The following is a 19,336-nucleotide window of genomic DNA, read 5'->3' on the forward strand; positions in this document are numbered from 1 at the left end:
TTTATCGAGACTTTTAAGAAATGACTACTAAATTGTTATTTTTCTACAGACCAAAACTTTACAGTGCCTTTGTTGTCTTTAATGTTTGTGCTAATATTAATGTTTGGTTCTTTTTTTGTTATATCAAGAATGTCTTTAAAAGAAACTTGTTTTTTGTTGTAGTAGTAAGTTATGTTTTTACCTTTTAAGCTTTTAACATAACTGTATGCAGATTTTGTTGATGTAGGTTGCTCATTTGTTCTATGTTTTGAAAAAGATGTTTCAGAATATGATATGTCTTGAAACTTGGCGTCTACTTTCCATGGAGAACCAGCTTTTTTTAAGGAGTCGTTATAGCTTTCTAGATCTTTTGTACTTCCTTCATTCATTATTTTATTGTAATTAGCTTCTGCTTCTTTAAGAGTTTTGCCTTCGTTGGATAAAACATTAAAAGGTTTAAGATTGTGTTTATTCAGAGCGTTAGTGTTGCTAAGTGAGGTGCTGTATATATCAATACTTCTAAGTTCTTCTATAAGTTGCTTTGCAAATGGTTTACTTCCTTCATCTTCGTATAAAATGGAAGCCCAAGCGTATTTTTGTTTTTGTTTAGGGGTTAAAAAAGTATTAAGTCTATTAACTTCTTTTATAATATTATGCTGTGTAACAGGTTTGTTGTTTAATTTTAATTTATTGTCTTTGCTAATAAATATGTTTATAGGATCTATAGTTGGATTTTGATTTTTAGAAGTTGAAGCGTTTTTTAATACAGTTTCAACTTTTGTCCATGAATTACTTTGCGTTTTTTTTTTAGAATTAATTTTAATGAGAGCACCTTTACTAAGAGGTTTAATACCATTTTTATAGCGTTCGTAGTATTTGCTATGTGTGTATAAACTAACTTGATAATAATGTTTACCGTAATTAACAGCGTTTTTCTCTAGTTTACTCACATAATAAAGTGAAAAGTCGGATGGAGAATATGTTTTTAGAGAGTTATTTTTTATTCTTCTGTCATCTAGCCAAACGCCATAAGTTTTTGAATCTTGCCAAGCAGTTAATTCCGAGTTTGAAGGAGATTTTTTATTAGGAATTTTTGGCGGTGGAGGTAATTGCTGTTTCTCTTCCTTAGTAAGTTCGTTGTAACTTTTATTTCTAATTGTATTAGAGTCTTTTTGTGAAATTTGAAATGTTACATTTTGGTAGTATTTTGCTTTTGCAGTAGTATCAATATAGGTTACTTGTAAAGCATTTACTTTTTCTAGCTCTTTTTTTATAGAATCAACTAAATCATTTTTGTTCTTCTTTTTTTCTTGCGGCAATAATATTTGTGGAGTCTCTTTTACTATTTTCTCTCGTTTACTAAAGCTATAAATTAATATAGCAAGTAATGGTAAAAGTACAATGCTTTTTAGTAATGTTTTGGTTTTAGACGTGTGTGTTTTCATAACTGTAAATCGTTTTTTGATTGATGAATAATTTAAGGCGTTTACCAATTGTGATTCTTGGGCATTTGATGAGAATGCTAATAAAGTATTTTGATAATTTTTAACGTCAAAACCGTTGTTTAAAACGGCTTGATCGGCTAAAAACTCATGATTGAGTTTAATATCCTTCTTAAGGAAATACAATAGTGGGTTAAACCAAAAGATAATTTGTAACACCTCAATAAATAAAATATCTAAAGCATGTTTTTCCCGAGCGTGAGTTTCTTCGTGAAGCAGTACTTCCTTAGGGATTTTATTAGCTTCATATTTGGCTTTATTAAAAAAGATATAATTTAAAAATGTGTGCGGTTGCACTAAATCGTTTAATAATACATAGATAATGGAATGCTTTTTAAACTTAGGGTTTTGTTTAATGCGTTTTATAATATGGTTTAAATTTACAGAAAAACGAATAGTGAAAATTAAAACACCAATTCCATAAATGGACCATAATATGGCTGGCCAATAATTAATGGGCTCCTTAAACATATATTCTGGAACATAAGGAGGTGTGGCTATTTCAGAAGTGTGTATAGGTGTTTGGAATGCTGGAACTTCAACATATGTTGTAAATGTTATAAGTGGAATTATAATCGATAATAAAAGTGTTCCCAATAAATAGAAGCGTTTAAATTTATGAAAACTTTCCTTTTCCAAAAGAAGCTTGTAGAATATTATAAAAATAGCCAAGCAAGTGCTAAATTTTAGAATATATGGTATTATAGGCATCTTATCTGTTTTTAATTTCGTTGTCAATCAATTTTTTAAGTTCTTCCAGTTCGGCTTTAGAAAGATTGGTTTCTTTGGTAAAAAAAGAAGCAAATTGGCTAGCGCTATCATTAAAAAACTGTTTAATAAGCCCGTTTACATACTTAGAAAAGTAATCTTTCTTTTTAACTAAAGGATAGTACTCACGAGATTTTCCGTAAAGTTTGTAATTAACAAACCCTTTTTTATTCATGCGTTTTAATAATGTGGCTATAGTAGTTGTGGCAGGTTTTGGCTCTGGGTAGGCTTCCAATAAATCTTTCATGAACGCTTTTTCAAGTTTCCATAAATGATTCATAAGTTCTTCTTCTGAATTTGATAATTTCATTTTTCTACAAGTTTAGATGCGTCTCTACAAATGTAGAGTAAAAATACATATTCTACAAATGTAGAAGTTAAAAAAGAAAAAAGCCTCGATTTATCGAAGCTTTTTTTTGTGTTAGCAATTGAAGCTGGCGGTTTCGAAGCACTTTCCTGCCCACCGAAATGAAAACTGGCTACGAAGCGAAAACCGTACTGGCAAGCATTTACCCGTTATAAGTTATATGCGTTGTTGTAGCACGTATTTCTTTCTTATTTGCTTAGTAACTCTTCCTTTCTAAAAATTACCATACGTTTAATGAGTTCTTTAGGCAGAGGTTTGTTAAATGGAAACTTTACAGTTCCCTTGCCTAATTCAAAGTTTTTTAACTCGTCAGCAAAATGTTCTACGGCTGCTTGATAAGGATAGAAACTAACATATTTCGCATAAGCTACAATCATTAATTGTTTTTCAGGTTTTGTCTCTGGTATAAGTGTAAAAGAAGGAACTTTATAGTTTGAAATTTCGACTGTTTCCGGAACAGCCTCTTTTATTAGGCTTCTTAGTTCACGCAAAATTACTTGTGCCTCTTTCTTTTGATTGACGATGTAGTCGTCAATTGTCTTAAAGTTTGGCATTGCTCCTTTTTTCTCCATTACATTGTGGTTTTTAATTATCAAATAATGCGCATTTCGTTCATTTTATGTGTGCTACAACTACCGTGTAGTGCGTAAAGCGCGACCGTTATTTTTGGCTGGAACACCCAAATATTAGTTGTTTAGCTCGGTAAAATACTTGTAAAACCAAGGTATGGTTTCAATGCCTTTTAAATAATTCCAAACACCAAAATGTTCGTTAGGGGAATGGATGGCGTCGCTATCTAAACCAAAGCCCATTAGTATGGTTTTACTTTTAAGTTCTTGTTCAAATAATGACACAATAGGGATGCTGCCGCCGCTACGTTGAGGTATTGGGGTTTTGCCAAAAGTTTTTTCGTAAGCTTTGCTTGCTGCTTGATAGCCTTTGCTGTTTATTGGTGTTACGTAACCTTGTCCGCCGTGATGCGGATTAACTTTCACTCTAACACCTTTTGGTGCAATATTTTCAAAGTGTGTTTTAAATAATTGCGTAATCTCTTGCCAATCTTGATTAGGAACTAGTCGCATGGATATTTTGGCATAAGCTTTACTTGGTAAAACTGTTTTTGCGCCTTCGCCAATATAGCCGCCCCAAATACCGTTAACATCTAATGTTGGGCGAATGGAGTTACGCTCGTTAGTGGAAAACCCTTTTTCTCCATAAACGGCATCAATGTCGATAGATGCTTTGTATTTGTCTAGAGAGAACGGTGCTTCGGCCATTTTAGCACGTTCTTTATTGCTAAGTTCTTCTACGTTATCGTAAAAACCAGGAATAGTAATATGATTGTTTTCATCGTGTAAAGACGCAATCATTTTACTTAAAATATTAATAGGATTTGCTACAGCACCGCCGTAAAGTCCAGAATGTAAATCACGATTTGGACCAGTAACTTCAACTTCAACATAGCTTAAACCGCGAAGCCCTGTTGTAATTGAAGGTACATCTTTAGCAATCATACCCGTATCGGAAATTAAAATAACGTCGTTTTGCAGCTTGTCTCTATTGGCTTTTATAAAATCGGCTAGATGTTCGCTACCTACTTCTTCTTCACCTTCAATCATGAATTTAACATTGCATGGTAATTTGTGTTCTTTTACCATATATTCTAATGCTTTAACATGCATATACATTTGTCCTTTGTCGTCGCAGGCACCACGAGCAAAAATAGCACCTTCGGGATGTTTGTCTGTAGGTTTTATAACCGGGTTAAAAGGCTCGGAGTCCCATAGTTCCATTGGGTCTGGTGGTTGTACATCGTAATGTCCATAAACCAAAACGGTTGGTAAATTGTTGTCGATTATTTTTTCGCCATAAACTACGGGATGCCCTTTTGTAGGGTGAATTTCAACGGTATCGCAACCTGCTAGTTCTAATTGTTTTTTTACAGCTTCGGCAGTTGTTTTTACATCATTTTTATAAGCAGAATCGGCGCTAATAGATGGGATTTTAAGTAAGTCGATTAACTCGTTTAAAAAACGTTCTTTGTTGGTTTCTATATAAGAAGTTATATTGTCCATATCAATATTTTGTGTTTGTTTCAAAGGTACAAAATAGCTAAGACTTAATTTCGTAAGTATTTTGTTGTTTGTATATAAAAAGAATGTGTATATTTGCATCCACAATTTTGCGGATGTGGTGGAATTGGTAGACACGCTAGACTTAGGATCTAGTGCCGCGAGGCGTGGGGGTTCGACTCCCTTCATCCGCACTTAAAAAACCTCTCAATATTTTTTGAGAGGTTTTTTTATTTTTCATAATGACTTTAATTTTTAGTCGCACCTTTTGTATTAATTGTTTTTGAAGGGTTTTTTATTGTTTTGTGCATTTTTATGTTGAAAGTCTTAGTAAATAAATTACCTTTCTGCTCTTTATTTGATTTTTAAATCAAGTTTATTTGTTTTTAAAAGAAGCATACTTATGAAAGCATCAGAGCAATGGGTGACCTTTATGGCAATTTTATTAGTAGTATATGCTGCTGTAATTTTGTTTTTTGTAATTCGAGGTGCTTTAAAGGTTAAAAATATATCTGATTTTGCCGTTGGTAATATTGGGTTTCCTTCTTGGGTGGTTGGATTGTCGTTGGCCGCTTCTATGACGAGTGCAGCAACTTTTATAATAAATCCTGGGTTTATTGCGCTTTATGGTATTTCTGGGGTGTTGTCGTTTGCCATTGTATTGCCGTTGGCTGCTTTTATATCGTTAATTGTACTAACAAAAAGATTTGCTAAATATGGGCATAGTGTAAAAGCAACCACAATGGCACAATGGATGGGGAAACGTTATAAAAGCAAAAGTTATGCTTTTTTTATGGCTGTTCTGGCATTGTTACTTATAGCATTTATTGTATTGATTAATGTTGGATTAACACAAGTTATCTCTAAGTCGCTTAACGCATCGTCATTTTATGTGTTGCTAGGCATAACTGTTTTTGTGTTTGGTTATATGATGTTTGGTGGAGCTAATTCTATGGTTTATACCAATACTATTCAAGCTATAATTATGTTTTTTGTAGCGTTAGTTTTAATAGGTTCGGGTTACGAATATTTTAATGATGGTATTTCCGGTTTTTTAAATCAGTTAAGTAATATAGATGAAAACCTAACAACACCCGTTAATACAACTAGCTTCCTGTTTCGTGATTATTTTGAAATCATTCTTGTTCAAGCCATAATAGGGGTTGCTATTGTTTGTCAACCACATATTATTACAAAATCTTTGCTGCTTAAAGACTCTAGTAAAATTAATAAGTACCTTTTTAGTGGTATTCTATTTATGATTGTCTTCTTTTTAGTTGTTGTTGTTGGTTTGTATGCGAGAATTATGTTTCCTGACTTAAAGATTGATGGAACTTCTCTAAAAATGGATGAAATTATACCAACTTATGTTGTTGTTAAGTTTTCTGTTGGCGTAGGAATGTTTATTGTGGTTGGACTTATATCGGCTGGATTGTCTACCTTAGAGAGTTTAATACAGTCGTTGTCAATTACGATTACTCAAGATATTTTACAGCCTATTTTTAAGAAAAGTGTTCAGGAAAACTCAGTATTAGTTAACAAAGGTGTAATTGTTGTTTTGGGAGTTGTTAGCTTTCTGTTGAGTTGGAATCAAATTGTGAGTCCAGATGTTAGCGTAGCTATTTTTGCACAAAATGGGGTATATGCTTATTTTGCTGCAGCCTTTGTGCCAGTACTTTTTGGTATGTTTTTTAAAAATGTGCCTCTCAAAGCTGTCGCTGCGGCTAGTGTTGTTGCTCTCATTGTTCATTTTGGAATCTACTATGGGCGTCTCACGCCTTATATGCAAGAGCCTGTAAATAATCCGGGAATTCCAGCTGCAATAGCTATAGTTAGCTCAGTTGTTGTTGGGAGTTTAATATATTATTTCAATAAAGAAAGTAATCATGGGAACGCTAGATTGGATAGCTAAATGGGCAGATTATACGCCAGATAAAGTTGCTGTAACGTCTTTTGATAGTGAAGAGAAATACACTTATAAAGATCTTGATGTTTATGCAAATAGGTTGGTAGAAAAGTTTGAATCTTTTGGGCTTCAAGAAGGCGATCGAATTGCTGTATTAGCAGAGCATAGTTTACATTACATAGTTTTGTTTTGTGCTTGCCAACGTAGCGGTATAATACTGGTGCCTCTAAATTACAGACTGTCGCTTAGCGATCTTCAGGCGCTTATTGTAGACTGCAATCCCAGTTTATTGTTGTTTAGTGAAACGCAAAAGGAAAGATTGACAGAGTTGTCTATACCATTGCCTAAAACAATTCATTTAGATGTTATAAAGTATTATTATAAAAATGATGTTGTTGTTAAGTCTAAGCCATTTCATATTAAAGAGAAGACTCCTGTTTTTATATTTTACACCTCTGGAACTACGGCTAAACCAAAAGGAGTTATTTATACTAATGGTATGATGTTTTGGAATAGTCTTAATACATCCATGCAATTAGGGATTACTTTTCGTGATTCAACTATTAATACATTACCGCCATATCATACTTCTGGATGGAATATATTTATAACGCCTTTATTGCATAAAGGTGCTCATATAGGGATGGTTGAAAAATTTGATTCGGAACGTGTATTGTGTTTATTGGAACTTTATGAAACCACATTGTTTATGGCTTTGCCAACTATGTTGGGAATGATGCAAAAAACAGAAGTTTTTAAACGCGTTAATTTAGAAAAATTACGATTTATTATCTCTGGAGGAGAAACAGTATCTTCTAATTTATTGAAATACTGGAAGCAGGAAAAAAATATTACCATTAGACCAGGTTATGGTTTAACCGAGGCTGGACCAAGTATTACCTCTTTACATCATGAAGCGGTAATGTCGAAATCTGGGTCTATAGGAAAACCCAATTTTTATTTAAAAACAAAAATAGTAACCGCTTCAGGAAAAAAAGCTCGCGTAAACGAAGTTGGCGAGTTGTGCATTAAAGGGAATATTGTTACTCCTGGGTATTGGAATAATTCTGTGGAAACAACAAAGAAAATAAAAAATAATTGGTTGTATACAGGGGACTTGGTAGCAAAAGATGCCGATGGCTTTTTGTATTTAAAAGGACGAAAAGATGATATGTATATTTCAGGAGGAGAAAATATTCACCCTCAGGAAATAACATCAAAACTTTTAATGTGTAATAGTGTTTTAAAAGCTGCTGTTTTAAGTGTTTCCGATGCCGTTTGGGGGCAATGTGGTGTGGCTTTTGTTGTGGTTAAAAAAGGAAAAAACCTAGAAGATGTTTTGGCATTTGTTAAAGATAGCCTTGTATCGTTTAAACGGCCTAAACATGTTATTTTGTTAGAGGATATTCCATTAACAAGTGTGGGGAAAATATCAAGAAAAAAACTACTCGCCTGTTATGAAGCCTATAAAACCAATCTACAATCTTAAACTAATTACAATGAAAAAAAACATATTCTTCTTCTTATTTATGTTGCCACTAATTGCGTGTTCACAAACCTCAAATACAATGAAAAATATAGTGTCCGATTACGAATTTACATCTCATTATATTACTCTAGATAGTATTGATATTAGTTATGTTAAGGAAGGTAATGGCAGTAAAACATTGTTGTTTGTACATGGTTTAAGTAGTAATGCCGATGCGTGGTCTAAAAATATAAAACATCTCAAAAAAAGGTATACTTGCGTAGCCTTAGATTTACCTGGTTATGGAAAGTCAGCAAAGCCTAATGTAGCGTATACGCCAACATATTTTTCTAAGATTATAGTTGCTTTTATTAAACAATTGGATTTAAAAAATGTTATACTCGTTGGGCATTCAATGGGTGGTCAAGCCAGTATAAAAGTGGCAATTAATAAACCAGACATAATAGATAAATTAATTTTAGTGGCACCGGCTGGAATAGAAGAGTTTTCTAAGGAACATGGCAAATTTATGAAAGCTACATTTACACCAGAATTTGTTGCTGGTACAACAAATGAGCAAATAAAAAACAACTATGCTTTAAACTTTTATAAGCAGCCTAAAGAAGTAGATAAAATGATAGCTGATAGAATTGCTATTAAAAAAGCATCAGATTTTGATGCGCATTGCAGAGCTATTTCAAAAAGTATAGCAGGAATGTTAGATGATCCAGTTGTGAATGATTTAGGTCAAATATCGCTTAAAACATTAGTGCTTTATGGAGAAAATGATATGTTAATTCCTAACCGCTATTTTCATCCAGAATTAAATGTTGTTAAAATAGGTGAGACAGCCAAAGAAAAAATAACGCATAGTACACTTGTTTTTGTAGAAGAAAGTGGTCATTTTTTACAATTTGAACAAGCCGATAGCGTAAATAATTTAATTGAAGACTTTGTGGAAAACAACTAGTCTATGAAAGTTAAGCTTAAAAAGTTTACCGAGTTTAGTAAAACAATCCTTCCTAACGAAGCTAAGTATTTAGCATCACAATATAAGTTCACAGATAACGAAAAAATAGAAATTATTAACCGCTTAACTACTGGAGCTATGGCAGAAAAAGTTATGCCTAGTTTTGATGTTGATATAGACAAGCGAAAATATTCTTATGTTAAAGATTGGATTGTAAAAAAGCTAACTAGCATTGATGTTGATAAAACAGCTGCATGGATTTTAGATTTAAAAAAGAAAATCCTTTTAGATGCTATTGCTTCTTCCGAGGAAAAAGCGTTTTTAAATTTTCTAACAAATTATAAAACAGTTGGGTATAACTTCCAGATAGTTTACGAATTAGCCCAAGAATACAAACCTTATTTATTAATACGATTACGGTATAAAGACCATGAGATTGTAGCCAACTTTTTAAATCAATTTGAGGCGCATTATAAAAAAGCTAAAGATATTCAGCAAAATATTTATAATGCCACAACCGAGATTACCAGCCAGTACACAAAAAAAGAAACCGAAACAAAGTATTGGGAACGTTGGCTTTTAAAAGTGTTTAAAGCAGAAGGCGTCGATGGGAAAAACCGATATATGGCGTTTATTACATTGGCGTTTTTGTATACTAATTATAATGAAAGCACTAAGCTTAAACTGTTGTTTGATGAAATAGATGATTATTTTAGTAATGGTTACATGTACTCTAGGAGGTTGCTGTCTAATTACTATGCGAGTAGAGTGTTAATGCATTCAAAAGAGAATGAACTCGATTTAGCCGAGTATTATGCTTACCTTTCTATTAGGCAAGATAATAACGACACCTTAATGTATGTAAATAACTTAGTGGCTATCTTGCTTAAAAATAAAAAGGCCGAAGAAGCGAGTAAGGTTATTGATAGTTATTATGCGTTGTATAAAGAGTCTCATAATTACCATCAAAAAATAGGGTTTTATTCTTACAGAGTACGGGTTTTAAATCAATTAAGCCAAAATAAATTAGCCGAAGATGCAGCTGTAACTTTTTTAAAACAATACAAAAAAGAAGTGATAAAACATCGTTGGCATCATTTTTTTACATCGTATTTTAATGTGTTAATTGCGCAAGAGAAGTATGCCGAATTACTTAAAATAGCTTCAAAATTCGATATTTCAGAAAAAGAAAAAGAGCGTAGGTCGGGGCATAATTATATTCCTAATATATCTTGGAGTATCTCGTTGTCTAGGTTTATGGAAGGGCAAATAAATTCTAGTAAATTGTTAGAAGAAATTAAAGCGCCAATGCAAGGAATAAAGCCCACAAAAAGCCAGCGTTTAATTTTAATTCAGGTTATAGATACGCTTTCAAATAATCTTCCAGAGGCTTTTTTAAAGTTAAAGTCATACCTTTAGTAAAAAGCCTTGTATATTTAGTTTTCTTGTGTTTTTAGGGCTTTTTTTTGATTAAAATAATTAAAAGTCACAGCTGTTAACTTTTGCTTTTGTCTTTACATACATATTTATTCATAATAGATTGCACTCATCAACATATTTAACATTTATTTAAAGTTATGAGAAACATATTACTATTAACTATTTTTATGATTACCGGGTTTGCATTTTCGCAAGACACAGGAAGTGTTAGTGGAAATGTACAAGACTCGCAGGGAAATCCATTACCAGGAGCTACTATACAAATATCTGATTTAAGTATTGGTGTTGTGTCCGATTTTAATGGCGATTTTATGATTGAAGATGTGCCAGAAGGAGATCACACCATCACAGTTTCTTTTATGGGATATAAAACAACAGAAAATACGGTTTCTGTAGTAGCAGGACAAAGTGTGGTAAGTAATGTTACACTAACTGAAGATGAAAATATTCTTGGTGAAGTTGTGGTAACCGCAGGAAAAAAACCGCAAAAAATTACTGAGGTTCCGGCAACAATTGAGGTTATTTCTGCTCAAGAAATTTCTGAGTTCCCTAGTTTTAATATAGGGGAATTAGCTGCCAGACAAAAAGGGGTAGATTTTGTACGAACAGGCGTTTTAGGCACAGGTGTTAATATTCGTGGGTTTAATTCTGCGTTTAACTCTAAAAACCTTCAATTAACAGACGATAGAGTATCTATGCTTATTGCAACAGGATTACCTTATGGGTCTTTTTCAACCATAATAAAAGATGATGTAGAGCGTGTAGAAATATTACTTGGTCCTAATGGAACACTTTACGGTCCAAACGCTCACAACGGTTTAGTAAGTACTATTACTAAAAATCCAAGAACATCAGAAGGTACTACTATGGCTTTTGGTGCAGGAAACCAAAATGTTATAAGTGGTCGTTTAAGACATGCGCAGGTTATAAATGATAAATGGGCTTATAAAGTACATTTTGAAAGAACAGCAGGAACAGATTTTAGATATAACGATTCTGTTTATGTAGGAACAACAGCCTATAAAGAACATAATTTAGACCGTGATTTCGATGCCTTAAAATATGGAGGATCTGTTTATTTTAGACCAAGCAAAGCTTCAGAAATAACAGCATATTATGGCCATAGTAATAATACTAATTTAGCCGTAACAAACGCAGGAAGAAACCAGATTAAAGATTGGACCATAGATGTGGCTCAGCTTAAATATGTATCTAAACACTTTTTTGCAAATGCATACTATACATGGAGTAACACAGACGATACTTATGCCATTAACCAACGTACGCAAAACTATGTGTCTTTTATAGAAAATGGTTTTTCAGAAAAAGAATCTTGGGAGCGTGCTTTATATGAGCAATGGGTACCTTCATTAGGTATAGCTATACCAAGAGGGGCTTTATTTAAAGATGCATCAGAACGTTTTAATGGTGAAGCACAATACAATAATAATTGGGGGAAATTCCACTTAACAGTAGGAGCACAATACCAATTAGATATGGCTAATTCCGATGGAACATATCTTTTAGATCAAGATGGGCCAATTGAGATTGCGCAAACAGGATTTTATGGTCAGTTCGAATATAAATTAGATTCAGGATGGAACTTCTTAGCAGGATTACGCGCCGATAATCATGAACTTTACGGTACAAACTTACTACCAAAAGCAGCTATAACTAAAACAGTAAAAAATGGAACATTTAGATTAACTTACGGTAAAGGTATGGCCGTACCTTCAATACTAAACTTAAAAGGAAACTTATTTGGTGGTTTAGTGTTAGGTAATGGCGAAGGATTTACACTTACCGATGGCACAAAAATAGATGCTTTAGAAGTAGAAACAATCAACTCTTTTGAATTAGGATTTAAAGGAAAAATTGCTGATAAACTTTTTATAGATGCAAGTGCTTATTATAACATGTCTGAGGATTTTATCAGTCCGTTACGTAATATTGCAGACGCCGCAAACGGCAATTATGTAACTCATATAGGCGATCAACCTATAGATGAAGTGTCTCCAGGAGCTAGTGCGTCGCCAGCATTATTAACCTATAGTAATTTTGGTAGCGTAGATACTTATGGTTTCGATTTAGGGTTAAACTATTACATTTCAGATGCTGTAAGAACCTCTCTTAACTATTCTTACTTTGGACGTAGCCTTGATACAGACGATCTAGATAACGATGGTAATTTAGATGGTATTGTATTAGAAAGTGAACTACCAATTAATACACCAGAGAATAAATTAAGTTTAGGAGTGCATTATGGCGGTAAAAAACTATACGGATCAATTTTTGGACGTTGGGTACAAGATTATAATTTCTTCTCAGGAATTAATGTTGCTTCAGAAACTCAAGATATGGACGGTGATGGTGTAAATGAGATTGTTGAAAATTCGCAAGTAGGAAGAACATGGAACTATGGTCCGCTTGGAGGATTTACAGTTGACGCTAATTTGGGCTACAATCTTAACGAAAATATCTCTTTAGGTGTTAATGTAACCAATATTTTCGATGCCGGAGTACGTGAGTTTGTAGCTTCTCCAGAAATAGGACGCCTAATATCTTTCGAGCTTAAGTACAACATCAACTTCTTTAAAAAGAAACAATAAAAAATAGCATGCCAAAAGAAATAAATAAGCAACCTATTTCTTTAGACTACTCCAATACAGGTCATGGTGATAATGTATTATTGTTATTACATGGCTTAGGCTCAACAAAACAAGACTGGAAGTTTCAAATTCCAGAATTTTCCAAAGAATACCGCGTAATCGCACCAGATTTGCGCGGTCATGGAAAATCGTTTTACGAAGATCTTGCTTATGGAGTTGCGTTTATGGTAGAGGATGTTGTCAATCTTTTAAAGCAATTACAAATAAAAAAAGTAACCCCAATAGGGTTTTCAATGGGAGGAGCCGTAGCCTATCAATTAGCTTACGACTATCCCGAGTTAGTCGATAAATTAATTATAGTAAATAGTGGCCCCGATTTTAATGGTTTAGGAAAAATAGGAGAAGACCTTTTAACTAATAGAACAGAATTTTTAAAAACAAAAGGATTAAAAGCATTAGCTAAAGAAGTCGCTCATAATATGTTTCCAGAGCCAAATCAAGAAGCCCTAAAAAATGAATTTGAAACACGTTGCGCTGCTAATAATTACAATGCCTATTACCAATCGTTTATAACATTAATGGATTGGGGACTTGGCGACAAACTAAAAGCAATAAAAGCAAAAACATTAGTGGTTGCCTCCGATATGGATTATACCCCTGTAGATTTTAAAAGAGCTTATGTAGAGAGAATGCATGATGCCCAATTACAGGTTGTTAAAAATTCAAGACATGGCGTGGTTTTAGATCAACCAGAAGTGTTTAACCAAATCGTTTTACAATTTTTGAATAATGAATAAAGTAGCACTAATAACAGGAAGTACCAGCGGTATTGGTTTGGGTATAGCAACACATTTTGCTAAGAAAGGATACCATATTATGTGCCATGGTTTAGAAACTAATGGTCCAGAAATAGCTGAAGATATTAGTAAAACCTATGGTGTTGATGTGGCGTTTTCAAACGCCAATCTAATTAACGCTAATGAAGTAACGCAATTAGTAGAAGACACTGTAAAAAAATTAGGCCGAATAGATGTTTTGGTTAATAATGCAGGTATTCAGTATGTGGCACCAATAGATGAATTTCCAAATGACAAATATGAAGCCATAATAGCAATTAATATGAATGCGTCTTTTTATGCTTCAAAAGCAGCTTGGAAATACATGAAAAAACAGAATTTTGGAAGAATTATTAATGTTTCATCTGTACACGGGCTCCGCGCTTCAGAATATAAAACAGCTTATGTTACCGCTAAACATGGTGTTATCGGTATGACAAAAGTACTTGGTTTAGAAGGTGCGCCGTACAATATTACATGCAATGCTATTTGTCCTGGATATGTAAGAACACCTCTGGTGGAGAAACAAATTCCAGATCAGGCAAAATCTCATAACATGTCAGAAGAAGAAGTTATAACAAATGTGATGTTAAAAAAACAAGCCGTAAAATCGTTTGTGCCTATAGAATCTTTAGCCGATATGGCTTTATTATTGGCAAAAGAAACGTCATCAACCATTACAGGCTCAGAATTTGTTCTTGATGGCGGATGGACAGCTCAGTAAATATTCACTGAATTAGTTTAGTTTTTAAGTAACCACCATTTTTTAATGGTGGTTTTTTTAGTTTTGTATAACCATGTTTTACATTAAGCTAATTTATATAAAATGATAGTTGTTAAGAAGTTATTTTTGGCTTTAGGGGTAACCTTAGTGTCCTGTAATTTTGGGAACCTAAAGTTTATGGGCGATATAGAAAACAACTTAAAAGAAGTTTCTGCGGTCGAAACCATAACGCAATCAGATCTATATTGGGTGATAGAAGATTCGGGAAATGATAATGTGCTTTATGGTCTAGATGATACGGGGAATTTAATATCCGAGGTAAGGATTTTAAATAGTAAAAATAAGGACTGGGAAGATTTAACTTCAGATAATTTAGGGAATATTTACATTGGCGATTTTGGTAACAATTCTAAAAAGCGTAAAAAATTTCAAATTTATAAAGTAACTAATCCACAAGATAAAACAGAAACTACTGCTGAGGTTATAGAATTTAAATTGCCAAAAAAAATGAAGTCTGAAGATTTTGAAGGCTTTTTTCTATATCAAAACTATTTTTACATTTTTAGTAAAGAGAAGAAATCAGCTATAATGATTAAAGTTAAAAATGAGATAGGAGAACAGAAGGCAAAATTTGTAACAAAATTTAAATTAAAAGGAAAAAAAACAAAAATAACCTCTGCCGATATTTCTAGCGATGGAAAAACAGTTATTTTGCTTAATCATGATAAACTATGGAAGCTAAGTAATTATTCTAGCGACAATTTTTTTAATGGAGACATTGAAAAAGTTCCATTTAAGCATAATTCGCAAAAAGAAGGGCTTTGTTTTAAAAATGATACCATAATTATTACAGATGAGAGAAATGGTAGTGAAGGAGGTAATATGTATCAATTAAAATAACACCCCTAAACCAAATGCAAATCTAGGGTTTTCATTACTGTTAAATAATGAAATATTAGCCGTAAGCATTTCGGCGCCAATAATCATGATTCCTCCACCATATGAGGTGTGCCATGTGTTAGAAAAATCATTTTCTAGCCAAACACGACCATAATCAAACCCGCCATAAAGCGCTACATTAATAGGAAGTAATCCTGTACGCATTTTGTCAAAGAGGTAGCGTATGTCGGTTAATTGGTAAAATGCATTTTTACCAGTAAAACGTTCGTTTCTGTAGCCTCTTAAGCCATTACTAGCACCAATTGATGCGGCTTGGAAGAATTCAAATTCATTTCCTATCGTAAAATGCCCTTTTAGTTTTGAAGCTAATACTAATTTTCCATTTGAAATAAGTTTGTAATCTATACTCATATCTGGAATAATATATCCAAAGTCTTTATGATTATCGATATTGGTTTTATAGCCTGTTGTAATACCAAAAGACATACCTAAAGTAGGAAAAGCAGTATAATCTTTATTTTGAAATGCATAAGAAAGCTCCAAGCCAGCGTAGTGGTTTCTATTTTCAATAAGAGTATTATTATAGTAGGTGTTTATAAAACGATGTTGTATTTGTTCTACTTCAATGGTTTCGTATAGAAGTTTTAACGAAGTTTTGCTTCCCAAGTCGCCACGTTTTATAAGGCTAGGAGCAATTTTAAAGGCACTTAATTTAACACGGTTGTAGTCTAAATCGTAAATATGATCATTAATATAGTTAGGGTTTATTGTTTCGTTGCCAAACCCAAAAAAGTTAATGCTGTAGTTAGGGCTTGTTAATCTGGCGTTAAGCCCCAAATTAAAATCATTAATTACTTGAGCAAATTCCCCTTCGTACTCCATATCAAATCCTTGTGTTGCAAAATAGTATGCTGCAGATAGTTTGTGTTGTTCGGTAAAAGGGTTTCTTTTAAAACCATTAACGGTATAGGTTCCGGATAAGCCTAGTTTTACACCATCATCTGGATTGTATCCTAAAATTGGCGCTACTGCGAAAGCATTAAAACTAGGCTTTTCATAGTCGTAAATGTTTATATCGTAGTCATCTGTTAATGTAACACGCCCTTTTGTAGTTTTAAAGGTATTCGGTTTCGATTTAAAATCGTAAACAAATACTTTTTTACCGTTTTCTATAGTGTAGATATCATTGTTTTGGCCACCAATAAGGTACATTGCAATATATTTATTGCTATTTCCGTGAACGTGTAAAACATCATCGTCATCCAGAGCATAGAGCCAAATGGCTTTGGTTTCAGACAAGGTAAAGGTGCGTTTAAAAAATACATCGGCTTTTTTTCCTTTTTTTATTCTGTAGCCAATAATTTTTGTCTGTCCATTGGGTAAGCGTTCAATATCAAACCAATCGTCTTTATCTGTGCCCTGAACAACAACAGTTTTAGAAACGATGTTGTAATAATCTTTAGCCATTTTTAATAGGTGAGAACGCCTTTCCTTAAGCTGTTGTTTAATCGTGTTGGTGGTGCTGTTTTTAACTCCTTCGGGGAAGTCTTCAAAAGCCTTATCAATAACTTGGTCGGTTAAATGTGTTTGTATGTATTTGGCTTGTTCCTCCCAAATAGTACTATCAGATTGCGATGTGAGTACAACATCTAATTTATAAGGTGTTAAGTTGAACCATTTAATGTCTTTTAATTGGGTATCGTAAGTTTGAAATTTTCTAGCCAGTGGTATAAGAATACGCCCTATGGAGAACAAAAACCCATCGCCAATTTTAGAGAACGCTTGATCGCGATCTCTAGGCACAGGCTGGTAGACAACTTTCTTATCTGCTTTTGTGGTTGCCCAACGCCATTGATCGGCATGTCTATCCCAATCGCCAATTAGCATATCAAATAATCTGGCACGAATAAAAGCGGCCTCGTCAATAATAATATCTTCATCAGAGCGTATTTCTAAAAACATATCATCAGTTCCAATAAGCTCGTCTGAATAAGCAAAGCTTTTAAGATGCCCGTGGTCGTCTCCAGCGTGTTCTTCAATCATATATAATTCATCGCCAAAGGTGTCAATATATTCTAAAAATGTCTCTTGTTTAGGGACGTAGTAAAGCTTTGGATTAGTATGTAATACATTAATTGGAGTTGAAAGATTATCTATTATAAAAGGTGCATAAGGATGCGACCCTGTAAAGACATCGAAAACCAAACCTTCAGTGTAGGTGTTGCTAAATTGACCTTCTACATATTGATCTTTAAAAGCGACCGATTGGATGAAATTTTGCGCGTTTTTACGCAACCCACGCATGACAAATTCTTTTCCTGTAGAATCGGCCAATCGTAAGGAGTTAGATTGTGTTCCACCTCCTTTTCGTATTGGAGTTAGACCGCCCATTAACGTATCTAACATAACTGTTTTTGTAGAAATAGGAGTGCTGTAAGCGTTGCGATAGCGATTACCCCATAAAAACCTATAAAACTTAGATTTTTCGGTTTCTTCTGGTGTGTAAACCGAAGCGGTTACAGTAGGGTTATAATGCTTTTTAAAAGTTTTTTGTGGAAGCGTTTTAGAGGTGTAAATTTCAGTGGTAAAAAGTGATTCTTTTGTGTTGGAATCGACATATTCAACAGCTGAAGACCCATCTTCATAAATTAATAATTTAGCAAAACCGTTATTGCTTGAGGTAAATTGTGCGCCAGCTTCTAACTTGGTTGCTGTGGATTTAGATCCAGAGCCACTAATTATTTGAGGTAAATTATCTTGAACTATATATTGCAAACTATGCTCATGCCCAGATACAAAAATAACACGATCGTTTTCTTGAGCAATTCTAATCATACGTTTTCTAAACTCGTTATAGCGTTTAAATTGTATGTCGGCAGGAACAACTCCAGTAGTTTTTCTAAGTACATTTTTTAGTGTACCTAAACCAGGAACAGGTTTTAAATGCTCTTGAAACGAATACTTGCCATTGTGTGGGCCAAAAGAAAATAAAGGATGATGCAGAGCAATAACAGTTGTTTTGCCTCGTGATTTTTTCACATCGCTTTCAAACTCATCCCAAAAAACTTCTCGGGTTTTTATGTCGCACTCGTCATTCATGGTTGGGTGGTTGTTCCAATTGGTTAAATACCACTCAGAATCGACAATAATAAGCTCTATATCATCAGAAATAGTTTCGCGCTCTAATGGGCAACCGTGTTCTGGTAAAAAGGAATTTTTCCCTAAAGCATCGTCAATATAGTCTTCTTGACGTTCAAGACCATTTAAACCGCTGTACCAATCGTGATTTCCTGGAATAAAAATGGCTCTTCCTTTAAAGTCTTTTGCAGCTTGTGTTTGAACATGTAATTGGTGTTCGGCGAAATCTCTTCCTTTTTTGCCCTTTTTTGGCATACCTTTAGGGTAAATGTTATCACCTAAAAATAATGCCGTACTATTTTTATTAGCAGTTTCTAAAGTTTGTTTAAAATGCTGAAGAGCTTTTGTTGAGGTTCCTATGGGGGAGTTTCCTGCATCACCAATAAGATAAAACGTATGGGCAATAGGTTTGTTACTTAGGCTGTAGTCCTCTTCAATATGTTTATATTGCGTTTTAAATGTGGCGCAGCTAATAGCTAGAAAAGCTATAAGAAATAGAGAGAGAAATCTGCTAAGTTTTAAATGCGTCATATTAAAGAAAACAAAAGCTAAAAGTAACGATGTTGTCGTTAGGTTTATGTTTTTCTTTCAAAAAAAATTACTTTTACTGTAATTTGAAAGTTTTCAACTTAAAAATAGACAAAACTTTTCAGAAAT

Annotated in this window: 13 protein-coding genes and 1 tRNA gene; 9 read left to right on the top strand and 5 right to left on the bottom strand. The window is 33.5% G+C overall.

Annotation, left to right across the window (positions count from 1 at the left end):
• Positions 1-35 precede the first annotated feature (35 nt).
• From R3L15_RS01045 to R3L15_RS01060, 4 genes are all read right to left on the bottom strand, one after another.
• Positions 36-2,078 (bottom strand): M56 family metallopeptidase, encoded by a 2,043-nt coding sequence (locus R3L15_RS01045; RefSeq protein ID WP_338732722.1) that lies wholly within the window; start codon positions 2,076-2,078, stop codon positions 36-38.
• A 115-nt stretch (positions 2,079-2,193) separates the two neighbouring features.
• A complete protein-coding gene (locus tag R3L15_RS01050) occupies positions 2,194-2,559 on the bottom strand; it encodes a BlaI/MecI/CopY family transcriptional regulator (RefSeq protein ID WP_338732724.1) in 366 nt (121 codons plus the stop codon).
• A gap of 245 nt (positions 2,560-2,804) precedes the next feature.
• Positions 2,805-3,188, bottom strand: coding sequence for a DUF1801 domain-containing protein (locus R3L15_RS01055; protein ID WP_338732725.1), 384 nt, complete (start codon positions 3,186-3,188; stop codon positions 2,805-2,807).
• A 114-nt stretch (positions 3,189-3,302) separates the two neighbouring features.
• A complete protein-coding gene (locus tag R3L15_RS01060; RefSeq protein ID WP_338732726.1) occupies positions 3,303-4,691 on the bottom strand; it encodes a dipeptidase in 1,389 nt (462 codons plus the stop codon).
• 109 nt (positions 4,692-4,800) lie between these two features.
• Between R3L15_RS01060 and R3L15_RS01065 the strand changes: the two genes are divergently transcribed.
• From R3L15_RS01065 to R3L15_RS01105, 9 genes are all read left to right on the top strand, one after another.
• Positions 4,801-4,882 (top strand) — tRNA-Leu (locus tag R3L15_RS01065).
• Between the two features lie 209 nt (positions 4,883-5,091).
• Positions 5,092-6,600: a sodium:solute symporter family transporter gene (locus R3L15_RS01070; RefSeq protein ID WP_338732727.1), complete on the top strand. Its 1,509-nt coding sequence runs from the start codon at positions 5,092-5,094 to the stop codon at positions 6,598-6,600.
• Positions 6,575-8,083 (top strand): class I adenylate-forming enzyme family protein, encoded by a 1,509-nt coding sequence (locus R3L15_RS01075; protein WP_338732728.1) that lies wholly within the window; start codon positions 6,575-6,577, stop codon positions 8,081-8,083. Before R3L15_RS01070 ends, R3L15_RS01075 begins: the two co-directional genes overlap by 26 nt.
• Before the next feature lie 10 nt (positions 8,084-8,093).
• Positions 8,094-9,032, top strand: coding sequence for an alpha/beta hydrolase (locus R3L15_RS01080; RefSeq protein ID WP_338732730.1), 939 nt, complete (start codon positions 8,094-8,096; stop codon positions 9,030-9,032).
• Positions 9,033-9,035: 3 nt separating this feature from the next.
• The gene (locus R3L15_RS01085; protein ID WP_338732731.1) at positions 9,036-10,451 is read left to right on the top strand and encodes a hypothetical protein; all 1,416 of its coding nucleotides are present in this window, start codon (positions 9,036-9,038) and stop codon (positions 10,449-10,451) included.
• Positions 10,452-10,609: 158 nt separating this feature from the next.
• Positions 10,610-13,081 (top strand): TonB-dependent receptor, encoded by a 2,472-nt coding sequence (locus R3L15_RS01090; protein WP_338732732.1) that lies wholly within the window; start codon positions 10,610-10,612, stop codon positions 13,079-13,081.
• A gap of 8 nt (positions 13,082-13,089) precedes the next feature.
• Positions 13,090-13,878: an alpha/beta hydrolase gene (locus R3L15_RS01095; protein WP_338732733.1), complete on the top strand. Its 789-nt coding sequence runs from the start codon at positions 13,090-13,092 to the stop codon at positions 13,876-13,878.
• Positions 13,871-14,641 (top strand): 3-hydroxybutyrate dehydrogenase, encoded by a 771-nt coding sequence (locus R3L15_RS01100; protein WP_338732734.1) that lies wholly within the window; start codon positions 13,871-13,873, stop codon positions 14,639-14,641. The genes R3L15_RS01095 and R3L15_RS01100 overlap by 8 nt, the downstream gene beginning before the upstream one ends.
• 102 nt (positions 14,642-14,743) lie before the next feature.
• Positions 14,744-15,541 (top strand): hypothetical protein, encoded by a 798-nt coding sequence (locus R3L15_RS01105; protein ID WP_338732735.1) that lies wholly within the window; start codon positions 14,744-14,746, stop codon positions 15,539-15,541.
• Here the strand turns inward: R3L15_RS01105 and R3L15_RS01110 are convergent.
• Positions 15,533-19,210 carry a metallophosphoesterase gene (locus R3L15_RS01110; RefSeq protein ID WP_338732736.1) on the bottom strand — a complete coding sequence of 1,226 codons (3,678 nt, stop codon included), beginning with the start codon at positions 19,208-19,210 and terminating at the stop codon, positions 15,533-15,535. The two genes, R3L15_RS01105 and R3L15_RS01110, sit on opposite strands and share 9 nt — an antisense overlap.
• Positions 19,211-19,336 lie beyond the last annotated feature (126 nt).

It is taken from the genome of Mangrovimonas cancribranchiae (assembly GCF_037126245.1).
Taxonomy (GTDB): domain Bacteria; phylum Bacteroidota; class Bacteroidia; order Flavobacteriales; family Flavobacteriaceae; genus Mangrovimonas; species Mangrovimonas cancribranchiae.

Excerpts from the sequence above, each read along its gene's own strand:
- R3L15_RS01050 (WP_338732724.1), bottom strand. The coding sequence starts at position 2,559 with ATGAAATTATCAAATTCAGAAGAAGAACTTATGAATCATTTATGGAAA.
- R3L15_RS01055 (WP_338732725.1), bottom strand. The coding sequence starts at position 3,188 with ATGGAGAAAAAAGGAGCAATGCCAAACTTTAAGACAATTGACGACTAC.
- R3L15_RS01060 (WP_338732726.1), bottom strand. The coding sequence starts at position 4,691 with ATGGACAATATAACTTCTTATATAGAAACCAACAAAGAACGTTTTTTA.
- R3L15_RS01070 (WP_338732727.1), top strand. The coding sequence starts at position 5,092 with ATGAAAGCATCAGAGCAATGGGTGACCTTTATGGCAATTTTATTAGTA.
- R3L15_RS01075 (WP_338732728.1), top strand. The coding sequence starts at position 6,575 with ATGGGAACGCTAGATTGGATAGCTAAATGGGCAGATTATACGCCAGAT.
- R3L15_RS01080 (WP_338732730.1), top strand. The coding sequence starts at position 8,094 with ATGAAAAAAAACATATTCTTCTTCTTATTTATGTTGCCACTAATTGCG.
- R3L15_RS01085 (WP_338732731.1), top strand. The coding sequence starts at position 9,036 with ATGAAAGTTAAGCTTAAAAAGTTTACCGAGTTTAGTAAAACAATCCTT.
- R3L15_RS01090 (WP_338732732.1), top strand. The coding sequence starts at position 10,610 with ATGAGAAACATATTACTATTAACTATTTTTATGATTACCGGGTTTGCA.
- R3L15_RS01095 (WP_338732733.1), top strand. The coding sequence starts at position 13,090 with ATGCCAAAAGAAATAAATAAGCAACCTATTTCTTTAGACTACTCCAAT.
- R3L15_RS01100 (WP_338732734.1), top strand. The coding sequence starts at position 13,871 with ATGAATAAAGTAGCACTAATAACAGGAAGTACCAGCGGTATTGGTTTG.
- R3L15_RS01105 (WP_338732735.1), top strand. The coding sequence starts at position 14,744 with ATGATAGTTGTTAAGAAGTTATTTTTGGCTTTAGGGGTAACCTTAGTG.
- R3L15_RS01110 (WP_338732736.1), bottom strand. The coding sequence starts at position 19,210 with ATGACGCATTTAAAACTTAGCAGATTTCTCTCTCTATTTCTTATAGCT.